The organism is Pseudomonas sp. HOU2, from assembly GCF_040729435.1.
Classification (GTDB): domain Bacteria; phylum Pseudomonadota; class Gammaproteobacteria; order Pseudomonadales; family Pseudomonadaceae; genus Aquipseudomonas.
The window spans coordinates 5,027,654-5,043,656 of the sequence record NZ_CP160398.1; the positions used below are offsets into that span (position 1 = coordinate 5,027,654).

The 16,003-nt window shown below is 60.9% G+C and carries 9 protein-coding genes; all 9 read left to right on the forward strand.

The window, feature by feature from the left end:
* Window positions 1–15 precede the first annotated feature (15 nt).
* Window positions 16–2,061: a flagellar hook-associated protein FlgK gene (gene flgK, locus ABV589_RS22785; RefSeq protein ID WP_367083802.1), complete on the forward strand. Its 2,046-nt coding sequence runs from the start codon at window positions 16–18 to the stop codon at window positions 2,059–2,061.
* A 13-nt stretch (window positions 2,062–2,074) separates the two neighbouring features.
* Window positions 2,075–3,646, forward strand: a complete 1,572-nt coding sequence (locus ABV589_RS22790) for a flagellar hook-associated protein 3 (RefSeq protein WP_367083804.1) — start codon at window positions 2,075–2,077, stop codon at window positions 3,644–3,646.
* Between the two features lie 108 nt (window positions 3,647–3,754).
* Window positions 3,755–7,357: a glycosyltransferase gene (locus tag ABV589_RS22795; protein WP_367083806.1), complete on the forward strand. Its 3,603-nt coding sequence runs from the start codon at window positions 3,755–3,757 to the stop codon at window positions 7,355–7,357.
* 232 nt (window positions 7,358–7,589) lie between these two features.
* The gene (locus ABV589_RS22800; protein WP_367083808.1) at window positions 7,590–11,258 is read left to right on the forward strand and encodes a calcium-binding protein; all 3,669 of its coding nucleotides are present in this window, start codon (window positions 7,590–7,592) and stop codon (window positions 11,256–11,258) included.
* Window positions 11,259–11,513: 255 nt separating this feature from the next.
* Window positions 11,514–12,287, forward strand: a complete 774-nt coding sequence (rfbF, locus tag ABV589_RS22805; RefSeq protein ID WP_007966191.1) for a glucose-1-phosphate cytidylyltransferase — start codon at window positions 11,514–11,516, stop codon at window positions 12,285–12,287.
* A complete protein-coding gene (gene rfbG, locus ABV589_RS22810) occupies window positions 12,269–13,351 on the forward strand; it encodes a CDP-glucose 4,6-dehydratase (RefSeq protein WP_367083810.1) in 1,083 nt (360 codons plus the stop codon). The genes rfbF and rfbG overlap by 19 nt, the downstream gene beginning before the upstream one ends.
* Window positions 13,348–13,908 carry a dTDP-4-dehydrorhamnose 3,5-epimerase gene (rfbC, locus tag ABV589_RS22815; RefSeq protein ID WP_166495459.1) on the forward strand — a complete coding sequence of 187 codons (561 nt, stop codon included), beginning with the start codon at window positions 13,348–13,350 and terminating at the stop codon, window positions 13,906–13,908. The genes rfbG and rfbC overlap by 4 nt, the downstream gene beginning before the upstream one ends.
* A complete protein-coding gene (locus ABV589_RS22820) occupies window positions 13,905–15,131 on the forward strand; it encodes a class I SAM-dependent methyltransferase (RefSeq protein WP_367083812.1) in 1,227 nt (408 codons plus the stop codon). The genes rfbC and ABV589_RS22820 overlap by 4 nt, the downstream gene beginning before the upstream one ends.
* Window positions 15,128–15,985 (forward strand): NAD(P)-dependent oxidoreductase, encoded by an 858-nt coding sequence (locus tag ABV589_RS22825; RefSeq protein WP_367083814.1) that lies wholly within the window; start codon window positions 15,128–15,130, stop codon window positions 15,983–15,985. Before ABV589_RS22820 ends, ABV589_RS22825 begins: the two co-directional genes overlap by 4 nt.
* The last annotated feature ends 18 nt before the right edge of the window (window positions 15,986–16,003 follow it).

A 16,003-nucleotide genomic window follows, 5' to 3' on the forward strand; every position in this document is an offset into this window, starting at 1 on the left:
GGTAAGGTTTGAATCATGAGTTTGCTCAATATCGGGATGTCGGGGTTGGCCGCGAGCTCTTCCTCTCTGGCGACGACAGGTAACAACATTGCCAACGTCGACACCGCCGGTTATTCACGCCAGCAAACCGTGCAGGGCACCAAGGCCTCGCAGCAGTTCGGCAACGTCTTCATCGGTACCGGTACCACCCTGGCTGACGTGCGCCGGGTCTACAACTCTTACCTCGAAAACCAGCTGCATACCGCCACCTCGCTCAACAGCGAAGCGGCTGCGTACGGTGCCCAGGCCACTGCGCTGGATGCCTCGATGTCCGATACCAACACTGGCCTGACCGGTGTGCTGCAGAAGTTCTTCACCACGATGCAGGGCGTGGCGACCTCGGCCACTGACGACACTTCTCGTCAGTCGGTGCTGACGGGTGCGCAGGCGCTGACCAGCCGTTTCAATGCGCTGGCCAAACAGCTGAACGATCAGAACACCACGATCAACGGCAACCTGGGCGACATGACCTCCCAGGTCAACAAACTGGCGACTTCGATTGCCAACCTGAACCAGAAGATCGGCGAGATTTCCACCAGCGGCGGCCAGCCGAACGACCTGCTCGACACCCGTAACGAAGCGGTGCGCCAGCTCTCCGAGCTGACCGGTGCACAGGTCGTCGAACGTGGCACCAGTTTTGACGTGTATATCGGCACCGGCCAGCCGCTGGTGATCGGCAACACCACCAACACCCTGAGCACCGTGCCGAGCAAGGACGATCCGACGCGCATGGCCATTCAGATGGACCGTGGCTCAAGCGTCATCGACATCACGTCGGCCATGAGCGGCGGCGAAATCGGCGGCCTGCTGACCTATCGCAAGGAAGTGCTCGATCCGTCGCTCAATGAGCTGGGGCGTGTCGCGCTGGTCGTCGCCGATCAGATCAACAGCCAGCAAGCCCAGGGCATCGACAAGAACGGTGACTTCGGCGCAGCGCTCTTCAACAACATCAACAGTGCCGCGCTGGTCAGTCAGCGCAGCATTGCGCAGTCGGGCAACAGCGCAGGCTCGGGCAACCTCGATGTCACCATCAAGGACACCGGCAAGCTGACCACCAGCGATTATCAGGTGACCTTCACCAGCGCCACCAACTATTCGGTCAAGCGCTCCGATGGCACCGACATGGGCTCGTTCAGCACCACGACGACGCCACCGCCGGTGATCGACGGCTTCACCCTGGCCCTCAACGGCGGCGCCCTGAGCGCTGGCGACACCTTCAAGGTGACGCCGACCCGTAACGCGGCCAGTTCCATCCAGACCGTGCTGACCGATCCGAAGAAAATCGCTGCGGCAGCACCGCTGACCGGGGTGGCCAGTGCCAACAACTCCGGTACCTACACCCAGCCGACGCTGACCGATTCGATCGACATCTACAACCCGGCGTCGCAGACCGAGTTGCAGAATGCGCTCAAATATTCGACGCCGGTCAAACTGGTGTTCGGTGCGGTCGCCAGCGGCAGCCAGTCGTACAACATGGTCGACGCCAAGGGCAACACCATCGGTTCGGGCACCATCGTGCCGGGGCAGGCCAACACCTTGAACCTCAAGGTCGGCATGGTCGACTCCACCGGTGCGCCGGTGATGGACACCACTGTCACGCCGAACGTGCAGAAGACCTTCACCGTGCAGACCACCGTGGGCGCGACGCCGAAGTCCGGCGAGACCTTCACCATCAACCTGACCGGCGCAGCCTCTTCGGACAACCGCAACGCCCAGGCGCTGGTTGGCCTGCAGACCAAGCAGACCGTGGACACCGGCAGCGGCAGCAAAGGCATCAGCTTGACCGACGCCTACAACAAACTGGTGACCAACGTCGGTACCAAGGCTGCGCAGAGCAAGTCCGACAGCGACGCCACTTCGGTGATCCTCGATCAGGCCAAGGGCGCGCGCGATTCGCTGTCCCAGGTCAACCTCGATGAAGAGACCGGCAACCTGGTCAAGTATCAGCAGTACTACACAGCGTCTTCGCAGATCATCAAAGCTGCGCAGGAAACTTTCGCCACGCTGATCAACAGTCTTTAAGGAGTCGTAATTCATGCGCATTTCCACCGCCCAGTATTACGCGACGCAAGCTGCTCAATATCAGCGCAACTACAGCAAGACGGTCGCGACCGCCAACGAAGCGAGCAGCCTGCAGCGCATCAACACCGCTGCCGACGATCCGATCGGCGCCGGTCGTCTGCTCAAGCTGGGTCAGCAAAGTGCGATGCTCGACCAGTATCAGGGCAACATCGACACCACCAAGAGCGCGCTGACCGTGCAGGAGTCCACATTGAACTCCATCACCACGGCACTGCAGCGCGCCAAGGAAATCGGCCTGGCGGCCAACAACGGCATCGCCACCGATGCTGACCGCAAGGCGTACGCGGCGGAACTGGGCCAGATCCAGCAACAGGTGCTGGGCCTGATGAATTCCAAGGACGCCAACGGCAACTATCTGTTCTCCGGTTCCAAGACCGATACCGCGCCGTACTCGCAGAACGTCGACGGCACCTACACCTACAACGGTGACCAGACTCAGATCAACCTGGGCATTGGTGACGGCATGTCGGTCGCGACCAACACCACCGGTTGGGATGCGTTCCAGCAGACCATCAACACCAGCCGCACCCAGACCAACATGACCGCTCCGGCGGTGGATGACGGTCGTGTGGTGCTGTCCAACGGTACGGTCGGCACAGCGGCGACATACAACGCCAAATTCTCCGGCGGACAGCCATACACTGTCAGTTTTGTCAGCAGCACCCAGTTGAAGATCACCGATGCCCTGGGCAACGACGTGACGTCCGAAGCCAGCCAGAACGGCGTGATCAGCAACAGCAACGGCACCAACCAGGCCGTCAGCTTCCGCGGCGTCGACTTGAAGTTGAACATCAACCTCAAGGCCGGTGACACCAATCCGGACGCGGTCATCGCCGGTCACAGCTTCCAGCTGTCGGCCACGCCTGACTCTTTCACCACCGCGCGCAGCCCCGGCAACCCGTCGACCGCAGTGATCACCGGCGCCAGCGTGACCGACCAAGCGGCCTACAGTGGGGCTTTCCCGTCGGGCGGCGGTGCGGTGCTGAAGTTCACCAGCGCCACCGACTTCGATCTGTACGCGGCCCCCGTGACCGCTGACAGCAAACCGGTGTCCTCGGGCACCATGGTCGGTGGCAACGCCACGGCTGCCGGTGTGACTTTCGCCATCGGCGGTACGCCGGGCGCGGGCGATCAGTTCTCGATCCAGTCCAACAACCACCAGACCCAGAACGTGCTCGACACCCTGGGCCAGATGGTCACGGCGCTGAACCTGCCGGTCGATGGTGATCCGGTGGTCAAGCAGAAATTCCAGGGGGCCATGGAGTCGGCGTTGGGCAACCTCGACAGCGCCTCCAATCAGATTGGCGCTGCCGTGACCTCGATCGGTGCTCGTGGACAGTCGCTCGACGACCAGGACACGACTAACCAGAGTCTGATCCAGGCCAATACCATGACCCAGGGTTCGATCCGTGACTCGGATCCGGCCGAGGTGATGACCCGCCTGACGTTGCAGCAGACCATGCTGCAAGCCTCGCAATTGGCCTTCAGCAAAATCAGTCAGTTGGGTCTGTTCAACAAGATCTGACACTGAACGGGCGCGCGAGCGCCCGTTTGCCCAGTTCCTCAGTTAATGTTTTTTGCGGTTTCATGGGCTCGCTTTACCGAGCGGGCTCGTACCGCCTGCGAGCCCGCCGTGAATTCACTTCCCCTCGTCAGCCTTGTCATTCCTGCCTTCAACCCGCGCTTCTTCGAGCGCGCATTGCGCAGCGCCGTCAGCCAGGGCTATGGCCATCTCGAAATCATCGTGTGTGATGACAGTCGTGGTCCTGAAATCGAAGCCATCGTCGCGGCGATAACCGAGCAGAGCGGGGTTGTCGTGCATTACGTGCGTAACCCGCGCACCCTGGGCATGGTCGGCAATCTGCAAGCCTGCCTGGATCTGGCCCAGGGCGAATTCATCAAGTTTTTGTGTGACGACGATCAGCTGTTCGCCAGCTGTATCGAGCGTCAGGCTGATGTCTTGGCCAATCGTGACGAAGTCAATCTGGTGCTGGCCCAGCGTCTGTTCTGGGACGCCGACGACATGGTCCTGCCTTCACGCCTGGAAAATACGCCACTGTCACCGGTCAGTGGGTTGTTCAAGGGGGAGGACCTGCTGGCGCTCTTCGAGACGTTCCCGTCGAACCTTCTCGGTGGTTTCAGTAATGCCCTGTTCCGCCGCGCCGACGTTGTCGAATTGCTGCCGGCGTTGACGCAGCCGGGCCACTGTTTTGTGGCGAGCCTGGATTTCGCATTGTTCGTGTGTTTGCTGCGACGCGGCAACGCGGTGATCTCCAATCATGTCTTGAGTATCGAACGCCTGTATCCGGATCGCCTGAGTGGCCAGCAAGTGATGAAGGATGCTCTGGCCGTCGAGCAGCAATGGCTGCTGCAAATGCTCAAGGCGCGCAGCGGCGAATCGGCGCCCGCCAAGGGCTGGGTGCGTTATGTGCCCATGCCCAAGGCAGATGAGTCGCCCCGGGTCTGGGTGGAGCTGCCGCTGAGCCGCACGCTGGGCACCAAACAAAGTGCGCAGATCTGGCAGGTCGGCGCGGACAGCCAGAGTTTTGCCGAACTCTATGCGCAATGGCTGGAGTGCCGCAGGCTCAGCGACGTGCAGAACAGACTGCTGCCGGACACGCTGGCGAGCTGGCCGTCCACGCCGCGAATCGTGCCAGTCGTGGTGGATGAGCAGGGCAGTTCCGCGGCGCTGGAACGCACCCTGGAGAGTCTCGCCGCGCAGGTCTATCCACCCGAGTTGACGCTGGTACTGTCCACCGATTGTTCCGAGCCGGTACTGGACGGTCGGGTGTTCCATTTGCCGTTGCAGGACGATTACCTGCAACAGATCAATCAACTGCTGCCGCAGCTGGAAGGTGCTGACTGGTTTTATCTGCTGCGCGCCGGTGATCGTCTGGTGCCCCCGGCCCTGCTGATGATGGCCGAGCGCATCGCCTTCAACAGCGCCCTGCATTGTCTGTACAGCGATGAAGGCAGCTTGCGCGCAGGGGAATCGGTGGAGCCGGCATTCAAGCCCGACTTCAACCTGGATCTGCTGCGCAGCTACCCTTATGTCGGCCGCGCGCTGGCGTTCCGGCGCGAGGTTTTTCTGGCGCTCGGCGGTTTCGATTCGACCTTCACTGAGCTTGCGCCTCACGACATGCTCTGGCGCATGGTTGAGGATCACGGCACCCAGGCGGTCGGACACCTGGCCGAGATTGCCATCGAGTCGACATTCGACCTGACCCAGTGGCTGTCGCTGCCGGCCGTGACGCAAAACAATTCACGATTGCTGTCGGCTCATCTTGACCGTCTGGGTATCTCCCACGACCTGCGCCGAGGCAGTGTCGACCTGCTCAATCGAGTCGATTATCGGCATGCGCAGCGGCCGCTGGTCTCGATCATCATTTCGACCCGCGACCAGATTGCGGCGCTGCAACGCTGCGTCGAGAGCCTGCTGGAAAAAACCGCTTACAGCGAATATGAGCTGCTGCTGGTCGACAATGGCAGTCAGACCGCCGAGGCTCGTGCCTGGCTGGACGGCATGGCGCAATTGGGCAGCGAGCGTGTACGCGTGCTGAGTTACCCACAGCAGGGCAATGTCGCCGCATTGCGCAACTTTGCCGTGAGTCAGGCAAGGGGCGAATACGTCCTGCTGCTCAATCCTTATACGGTGATCACTCAGGCTGACTGGCTCGACGAACTGCTCAATCACGCGCAGCGCCCGGAAGTCGGCATCGTCGGTGCCAAGCTTTTCAATCCTGATGGCTATGTTTTGCATGCGGGTCTGGTGCTCGGTTTGCAGGGGCCGGCCGGCTTGCCGTTCTATGGCCAGTCGATGCAATCCTCCGGCTACATGTTCCGTTTGCAGGTGGTCCAGGATCTGAGCGCCGTTGGCGCCGATTGCCTGATGGTGCGCAAGTCAGTGTTCGATGCAGTGGGCGGCCTGGATGAGCAGAGCCTGCCGCGCATGCTGTATGAAGTGGATCTGGCGCTGCGCGTGGCCCGCCAGGGTTATCTGGTGGTGTGGACGCCCTATGCGGCGCTGGCGCTGGGCGCGCAGCCAGTCGATGCGGTCAACGATGAGGAAGGGGTCTCGCACAATCAGCAGGAAGAAACGTTCTTCAAGCGCTGGCTGCCGGTCGTTGCCCGTGACCCTGCCTACAATCCCAATCTGTCTTTGCACAAGCACACGGGCTCAAGCTTCACGCTCGAACCGGGCCTGCGCACCGGCTGGAGTCCTTTCAGCACTGGCACCCAGCCGAAGATTCTCGGGTTGCCGATCAACGCCTCGGCGATCGGTCACTATCGTGTCACGCAACCGCTGATCGAACTCGAAGCGGCAGGGCGGGTGCAAGGGCAGATTCGCTATAGCGTGAACCTGCCGCCGATCGTTGAAATCGAGCGCATGTCGCCTGATGTAATCGTTCTGCAAGGGCGTTACACAGAGGCGTCGGTCAACGAAATGCCGGTGCTGCGCAACTACTTCAATGCGCGGCGCATCTACGAGCTGGATGACTACGTCATTGATGTGCCGCATCGCAATGCGCATATCCGCAACATGCCGGACAAGTATGAAATGGAACGCATTGTTCGCCGGGCAATCGGCATGTGCGACCGTGTCGTGGTTTCGACTCAGCCATTGGCCAACGCATTGTCGGACATGCATCACGACATTCGCGTCGTACCGAACATGTTGGCGAAAGAGTTCTGGTGCAACCTGCGCAGCCAGCGCCGCACTTCGAAAAAGCCTCGCGTCGGCTGGGGCGGCGGCACCAGTCACCATGGTGACCTGGCGGTGATCGCCGATGTCGTGCGCGAACTGGCCGATGAGGTCGACTGGGTGTTTTTCGGCATGTGCCCGGACGACCTGCGTCCCTACATGCATGAGTTCCACGGGGTGATTCCCCTTGATGCGTACCCGGCGAAACTGGCCAGCCTCAATCTCGATCTGGCCCTGGCACCGCTGGAGTTCCACATCTTCAACGACTGCAAGAGCAACCTGCGTCTGCTGGAGTACGGCGCCTGCGGCTACCCGGTGATCTGCACCGACACCGAGGCCTATCGCGGTTACCTGCCGTGCACACGGATCAAGACCAACACCACGGATGAATGGCTGCAGGCAATCCGCATGCACCTGGCCGACCCGGATGCGAGCTACCGCATGGGCGACGAGTTGCGCGAGGTGGTGCTGCGCGACTACATCTTGCGCGGCGACAATCTGCGTTACTGGGAGAATGGCTGGCTGGCGGATTGATCGGTTCGTCCGGGCAGTAGCGAAAAAACAGGCGACTTTCACAGTCGCCTGTTTTTTTTTGCCTGCCTGTTCGTCTTTATTTCATTCCCGATACATTTCTTTTCGGCGGGCTCAAGGATTGGGTATTTCCTGTCGATATCAACACAATCGCTGTTCCAGAAAATTTCGCCGCGATGTCGTGTGATCGCCACGCTGGCCTGTACCGGTTCACAAACAAGGCAAGGAAGAAGTAATGGCAGTTATAAACGGGACAAACGGCGCGGATACGCTGAACGGTACCAGTGACGATGATCAGATCAATGGTCTGGATGGCAACGACCTGATCAAGGGCAGTGCCGGTGCGGACAAGATCGACGGTGGGGCCGGTTTTGATACGGTCGACTACTCGGCTTCCGCAGCGGGGGTCAATATCGACATCCGGCCGGGTACCGGTCTGGCCGGTGTTGGCGGCGACTCGCAGGGCGACACCCTGACCAACGTCGAAAAAGTCATCGGCTCGGCGTTCAACGATACCTTCACCACCGAAGCTTCTCTCTTTGCTACCTACGATGGCGGCGCCGGCAATGACATTTACTATGTCTCGGGTGGCGGTGTGACCGTCATCGAGCAGGCGGGCGGCGGCAACGATGAAGTGCGTGTCAGCTACAAGGACCATATGCTGGCGGCCAACGTCGAGCGTCTGACCTACACCGGCACTGGCCCGTTTACCGGCTGGGGCAATGCCAGCGACAACATCATCACTGGCGGCAGCGGCAATGACGTGTTCTATGGCGGTGGTGGTGCCGACCAGTTCATTGGTGGCGCTGGTCGCGACACCGTGTCGTACCTCGACAGTACGGTGGCCATGAGCATCAACCTGAAAACCGGCGTCATTTCGGGGATCGGTGCAGGTGATACGTTCAACGGCATCGAGGTGATCGCCGGTTCCAGATTCAACGACACGTTCGTGGTCGATACCCGAATTTCCGGTGTCGATGGCGGTGAAGGTATTGATACTGTCGATTTCTCGACCTCTGCTGCCGGCATCAATGTCGATATCCGTCCGGGCACTGGGCTGGCGGGCGTTGGCGGCGATTCGCAGGGTATGACCCTGGCCGGTATCGAGAAGGTCATCGGGTCGGCATTCAGCGATACCTTCACCACCGAAGCTTCTCTCTTTGTTACCTACGATGGCGGCGCCGGCAATGACATTTACTATGTCTCGGGTGGCGGTGTGACCGTCATCGAGCAGGCTGGCGGCGGTAACGATGAAGTACGGGTCAGCTACAAGGACCATATGCTGGCGGCCAACGTCGAGCGCCTGACCTACACCGGCACTGGCCCGTTTACCGGCTGGGGCAATGCCAGCGACAACATCATCACTGGCGGCAGCGGCAACGACGTGTTCTATGGCGGTGGCGGTGCCGACCAGTTCTTCGGTGGCGCCGGTCGCGACACCGTGTCGTATCTGGACAGCACGGTGGCCATGAACATCAACCTGAAAACCGGCGTCATTTCGGGGATTGGTGCAGGTGATACGTTCAACGGCATCGAGGTGATCGCCGGTTCCAGATTCAACGACACGTTCGTGGTCGATACCCGAATTTCCGGCGTCGATGGCGGTGAAGGTATTGATACTGTCGATTTCTCGACCTCTGCTGCCGGCATCAATGTCGATATCCGTCCGGGCACCGGGTTGGCGGGCGTTGGCGGCGATTCGCAGGGTATGACCCTGGCCGGTATCGAGAAGGTCATCGGGTCGGCATTCAGCGATACCTTCACCACCGAAGCTTCTCTCTTTGTTACCTACGATGGCGGCGCCGGCGATGACATTTACTATGTCTCGGGTGGCGGTGTGACCGTCATCGAGCAGGCTGGCGGCGGTAACGATGAAGTACGGGTCAGCTACAAGGACCATACGCTGGCGGCCAACGTCGAGCGCCTGACCTACACCGGCACTGGCTCGTTTACCGGTTGGGGCAATGCCAGCGACAACATCATCACTGGCGGCAGCGGCAACGACGTGTTCTATGGCGGTGGTGGTGCCGACCAGTTCATTGGTGGCGCTGGTCGCGACACCGTGTCGTACCTCGACAGTACGGTGGCCATGAGCATCAACCTGAAAACCGGCATCATTTCGGGGATCGGTGCAGGTGATACGTTCAACGGCATCGAGGTGATCGCCGGTTCCAGATTCAACGACACGTTCGTGGTCGATACCCGAATTTCCGGCGTCGATGGCGGTGAAGGTATTGATACTGTCGATTTCTCGACCTCTGCTGCCGGCATCAATGTCGATATCCGTCCGGGCACCGGGCTGGCGGGCGTTGGCGGCGATTCGCAGGGTATGACCCTGGCCGGTATCGAGAAGGTCATCGGGTCGGCATTCAACGATACCTTCACCACCGAAGCTTCTCTCTTTGTTACCTACGATGGCGGCGCCGGCGATGACATTTACTATGTCTCGGGTGGCGGTGTGACCGTCATCGAGCAGGCCGGCGGCGGCAACGATGAAGTACGGGTCAGCTACAAGGACCATACGCTGGCGGCGAACGTCGAGCGCCTGACCTACACCGGCACGGCTTCGTTTATCGGCTGGGGCAATGCCAGTGACAACATCATCACTGGCGGCAACGGCAACGACGTGTTCTATGGCGGTGGTGGTGCCGACCAATTCATTGGTGGCGCCGGCATGGACACCGTGTCGTACCTTGACAGCACCGTGGGCGTCAGCGTCAACCTGACAACCGGTATCAATACCGGGATCGCGCTGGGTGATACCTACAACAGCATCGAAGCGATGCGTGGTTCAAACTTCAACGACGTCTTTGTTGGCGGTGCTGCCGCACTGGCATTCGACGGTGGTACGGGCTTCGATCTGGTCAGCTACCAGTCGTCTGCCAGTGGTGTCACTATCGACCTGAAAACCAACGTCAACGCTGGTGATGCCACTGGCGATACCTTTGCCGGGATAGAGATCTTCCAGGGCAGCAATTTTGCCGACACCTTGTCCGGTACCGCGATCAATGACAACTTCGTCGGCGGCGGTGGTGCCGATGTGATTGACGCTCGTGAAGGGGTCGACACTGTCTGGTACCTCAACAGCACCGCGGCGGTGAACATCAATTTGCAAACCGGCTTCAATCAGGGAGGCGACGCGCAGGGCGATGTGCTGATCAACGTCGAGAGCATTATCGGCACCCACTTCAATGACATTCTGACCGGCAATGCGCTGGCCAACGGACTTGAAGGCGGTCTCGGCAATGACACCATTTATGGCGGGGATGGCAATGACATCATCTACGGCAGCTTCTACACCGAGCTCGGGCCGTTCGCCGTCGACGTGGCTGCCGCGGGTCCACAAGCCGACATGTTGTTCGGTGGCACTGGCAACGACAAGATCGTCAGTGCCCCGGACGACCGTGGCACCATCGCCTATGGCGAGGCCGGGCATGACACCATTTATGTCGTCAGTGGTACCGCAGATGGCGGGGAAGGCAACGATGATCTGCTCGGTACAGGTGCGAACTTTGTCCTGCTCGGCGGCGCGGGTAATGATGCGTTGACCTTTGGCGCCCTGGGTACTGCCTTCGGGCAGATGAAGGCCACCGGCTTCGCCAATGGCGGAGAGGGGGATGACATCTATTTCGTCAACACCGGTATGTTGGTGACGATTCGGGATGACGGGCTCAGCACCAATGACACCTTGATCCTGAATAACATCCGCTCGGCCAGTACGTTGCAGTTGGCACGGGTAGGCGATGACCTGTACCTCAACGACGGCCATTCCCCACTGTCCGATCCAACCGCCCAAGGCGTAAAACTGCAGGACTGGTTCGCCGGTGGCAACACCATCGAGCACTTCAAAGCGGCCAACGGTGATGTTCTGCCGATCAATGACGGGTTCAGCATGTTTGGCTGATTCGTTCCAATCGTTGTAACAGCTCGATGAAAGGGATGAATCCGATGACGGATTCATCCCTTTTTTCATGGCCGCACGTCCTGCCACACACTGCGCACCGAGCTGGCGCGTTTCCTGCAAGTCCCCCTCAAATCGCCATAAAACGAGCGCTTGCGGTCATCGCCGCGGCGCCGCCAGCGGCAAAAGGTTTGGCCAGAAGGCGCGCGCCGCTCAAGAAAGCTCTGCGCAGCCCGGTGAAGAACAAGAGGGGAGACGATGAAGGCAGTAATTTTGGCGGGTGGCCTCGGCACGCGCATCAGTGAAGAGTCGCACCTCAAGCCCAAGCCGATGATCGAGATCGGCGGCAAGCCAATTCTCTGGCACATCATGAAGCAGTATTCCGCTCACGGAATCCACGACTTCGTGATCTGCCTGGGCTACAAGGGCTACGCGATCAAGGACTTCTTCGCCAATTACTTCCTGCACACTTCCGACGTCACGTTCAACATGCGCGAGAACCGCATGGACGTGCATCAGAATTACAGCGAGCCATGGAGTGTCACCCTCATCGACACCGGCGAGGAAACCATGACCGGTGGCCGTCTGCTGCGTGCCGGCCGTTATCTGAAGGATGAAGAGGCGTTCTGCTTCACTTACGGCGACGGCGTTTCCGATCTGAACATTCGCCAGTTGGTCGAGTACCACAAGGCCCATGGCCGCCTGGCGACCGTGACGGCGGTGCAACCACCGGGTCGTTACGGCGCCCTGGAGCGCCAGGGTGATCAGGTCCTCGGTTTCACTGAAAAACCACGCGGTGACGGCGGCTGGATCAATGGCGGGTTTTTTGTCCTGTCGCCAAAAGTGTTGCCGTATATCGCGGGTGATGAAACCACCTGGGAGGCTGAGCCATTGGCACGGCTGGCCCAGGATGAACAGCTCAAGGCGTTCGAGCACGACGGCTTCTGGCAACCCATGGACACCCTGCGCGACAAAAACCACCTCGAAGCGCTGTGGCAGAGCGGGGAGGCCCCATGGAAGCAATGGGCCTGAGTGCGGATTTCTGGCGTGGCAAGCGCGTCCTGATTACCGGCCACACCGGTTTCAAAGGCAGCTGGCTGACCCTGTGGCTGCAAAGCCTCGGCGCGCACGTCAGCGGTTTCTCGCTGGATCCGTCAACCGAACCAAGCCTGTATGAACTGGCACGGGTTCACGAAGGGATCAACGATCAGCGCGGCGACCTGCGCGATCTCGGCGCGTTGCTGGAGATCATCGCCGACACCGAGCCGGAAATCGTCCTGCACTTGGCCGCGCAGCCGCTGGTGCGTGAAGGTTATCGCGATCCGCTGGGCACTTATTCCAGCAATGTCATGGGCACGCTGAACCTGCTCGAAGCGATTCGTCAGGTCGGTTGCGTGCGCGCCTGCGTGCTGGTGACCACCGACAAGGTCTACGCCAACAAGGAATGGCTGTGGCCGTACCGCGAAGACGAAGCCCTCGGCGGTCACGATCCTTACAGCAGCAGCAAGGCTTGCTGCGAACTGTTGGCGCAGTCTTATGCGGCGTCGTTTTTCCCGGCCGACAAGTACGCCGAGCACGGTCTGGCCCTGGCCACCGCGCGCGCCGGCAACGTGCTGGGTGGCGGCGACTTCGCCCCTGAACGGCTGATTCCCGACGTGCTCAAAGCCTGGACTGCCGACGAGCCGGTGACCCTGCGTTATCCGCAAGCCGTGCGCCCGTGGCAGCACGCGCTGGAACCGCTGGCTGGTTACCTGCAACTGGCTGCCGGCCTCTACGAGCAAGGCCCGGAATACGCCGGGGCGTGGAACTTCGGACCCGGCGAGGCGGACATGTGCAGCGTCGGCGAAGTGGTCGAGCTGCTCGCCAGTCGCTGGCCGCAGGCACGCGGTCTGCGCATCGAAAAAAGTGAATTGCACGAAGCTGGCCTGCTGCGCCTCGACAGTAGTCGCGCCCGTCAGGTGCTCGGCTGGCAGCCACGCTGGACCTTGCAGCAATGCCTGACCCAGACCCTCGACTGGCATCTGGCGTGGCAGAACGGCGATGACATGCGCACCGTGACCCTCGGCCAACTGAACCTGTACCGGGGCGCGCTGTGAGCGAGTTTTCCTTGAAACAATTGCCGCTGGCCGGGCTGTTCAGCGTGCAGCACAAACGCTTCGAAGATCAGCGCGGGCATTTCGCCCGGCTGTTCTGCGAGGGCAGCCTGAGTGCGTTCGGCAGCGAATTTCACATCCGCCAGATCAACCACTCCTGCACTCGCGAGAAGGGCAGTGTGCGCGGTCTGCATTACCAGAACGCCAACGCCCCGGAAGCCAAGCTGATCACCTGCCTGCGCGGTGAAGTGTGGGACGTGGCGGTGGATCTGCGTCCTGACTCCGAGACCTTTCTGCACTGGCACGCCGAGCACCTCAAGGCTGGCGACGGTCGCAGCCTGTTGATTCCGGCCGGCTTCGCCCATGGTTTCCAGACCCTCACCGACGACGCCGAACTGCTTTACCTGCACAGCGCCGATTACGCGCCGGAGCATGAGGGCGGGCTGTCGGTGAACGATCCACGGCTGGCGATTGCCTGGCCGTTGCCTGTCAATAATTTGTCAGCGCGTGATTCCAGCCATCCTGCGCTAGATCAACACTTTGCCGGAGTGCGTTTATGAACTGCCGTGGGTGCGCCGCACCGCTGAGCCTGCCGCTGATCGACCTCGGCACCTCGCCGCCATCCAACGCCTATGTGCACGCCGATCGGCTGGAACAGGCCGAACAATGGGTGCCGCTCAAGGTTGCCGTTTGCCAGCAATGCTGGCTGGTGCAGACCGAGGATTACACCCGTGCCGACAGCCTGTTCGATGCCGAATACGCCTACTTCAGTTCGTTTTCCAGCACCTGGCTGGCCCACGCCGAGCGCTATGTCGCCGAGATGGTCGAGCGCTTTGCGCTGAACGCCGACAGCCGCGTGGTCGAAGTGGCGGCCAACGACGGCTACCTGCTGCAGTACGTCGCTGCTCGCGGTATTCCGTGCCTGGGTGTCGAGCCGACCCGCAGCACCGCGCAAGCGGCGCGGGAAAAAGGCCTGCAGATTCGTGAAGTGTTTTTCGGCCGCGACAGCGCTGCGCAGTTGTATAGCGAAGGTTGGGGCGCCGACCTGATGGCGGCCAACAACGTGCTCGCGCATGTGCCGGACATCAACGATTTCCTTGGTGGTTTCGCCACGCTGCTCAAGCCGACCGGCGTCGCTACCTTCGAATTTCCGCAACTGCTGACGCTGATGGCCGGTGCGCAGTTCGACACGCTGTACCACGAGCACTATTCCTACCTGTCGCTGACTGCCGTGCAGACCCTGTGCGAGCGCAATGGTCTGGAAGTGTTCGACGTCAGTCAGTTGAGCACCCACGGCGGTTCGCTGCGGGTGTTCGTGCAACGCAAGGACGGTGAGCGTCGTGCGGTGCAGCCGGCGGTGCAGCAACAACTGCAGGCCGAACTCGATGCCGGGGTGAAAACCCCTGAGTACTACGCGACCCTCGCGCCGGCAGCCGAACGCATCAAGCATGAACTGCTGCGCTTCCTGTTGCAGGCCAAGGCCGACGGCAAGCGTGTGGTCGGTTACGGCGCGGCGGCCAAGGGCAACACCTTGCTCAACTACGCCGGGGTCAAACCGGATCTGCTGGCCTGGGTGGCCGATGCCAACCCGCACAAGCAGGGCAAATTTCTGCCGGGCAGTCGTATCCCGATTGTTGCGCCGGCGCAGATCGATATTGAACAACCGGATTACGTGCTGGTGCTGCCGTGGAACCTGCTGCACGAAGTCAGTCAGCAACTGGCGCAGGTGCGCCAGTGGGACGGGCGCTTCGTGATCGCCGTGCCTGAGATGAAAGTCCTGTGAACGTCCTGGTTACCGGGGCCACTGGTTTCGTCGGCCGGCATCTGGTCGCGGCGTTGCTGGCGCGTGGCTGCGCCGTTCGCGCGGTGGCACGCAATATAGATACGGCTGCGAGCATGCCATGGATCAATGACGTCGAATTCGTCGCGGCGGATATTCACGCGGCGGATCTGGACATTGCGGCGCTCACCGACGGCATTGACGTCCTTGCGCACCTGGCCTGGCCGGGGCTGCCGAACTATCGGGCGCTGTTCCATTTCGAGCACAACCTGATGGCCGACTACCGCTTTATCAAAGGCGCGGTCGAGGCGGGCGTGCAGCAAGTGTTGGTGACCGGCACTTGCTTCGAATACGGCATGCAAAGCGGCCCGCTCAGCGAAAGCACCGCGCCCCAGCCGAGCAATCCTTACGGGTTGGCCAAGCACAGCTTGCACCTGTTTTTGCAGAACCTTGCGCAAGAACATCCGTTCACTTTGCAGTGGGCGCGCCTGTTCTATTTGCATGGCGAAGGGCAGAACCCCAACAGTCTGCTGGCAGCGCTGGATCGGGCGATCGATAGCGGCGACGCGGCATTCAACATGTCTGGCGGCGAGCAGTTGCGCGACTTTTTGCCGATCGCCAGCGCCGCCGATTACCTCGCCGCGATCGTCCATCAGCGCGATTTCAACGGCGTGATCAATTGCGCCAGCGGCCAGGCGGTTTCGGTAAGAACCCTGGTCGAGCAACGCCTGCGTGAACGCGGCGCTTCGATCGATTTGAATCTGGGGCATTACCCCTATCCGACACACGAACCCATGGCGTTCTGGGCGGTGGTCGACCGTTTGCAACAGTTGCTTGAGGCGCAGCGAACCCATTGATGTGCTTCGACGCGAATG

Coding starts and splice junctions, on each gene's coding strand:
- flgK (WP_367083802.1), top strand. CDS start 16: ATGAGTTTGCTCAATATCGGGATGTCGGGGTTGGCCGCGAGCTCTTCC.
- ABV589_RS22790 (WP_367083804.1), top strand. CDS start 2,075: ATGCGCATTTCCACCGCCCAGTATTACGCGACGCAAGCTGCTCAATAT.
- ABV589_RS22800 (WP_367083808.1), top strand. CDS start 7,590: ATGGCAGTTATAAACGGGACAAACGGCGCGGATACGCTGAACGGTACC.
- rfbF (WP_007966191.1), top strand. CDS start 11,514: ATGAAGGCAGTAATTTTGGCGGGTGGCCTCGGCACGCGCATCAGTGAA.
- rfbG (WP_367083810.1), top strand. CDS start 12,269: ATGGAAGCAATGGGCCTGAGTGCGGATTTCTGGCGTGGCAAGCGCGTC.
- ABV589_RS22820 (WP_367083812.1), top strand. CDS start 13,905: ATGAACTGCCGTGGGTGCGCCGCACCGCTGAGCCTGCCGCTGATCGAC.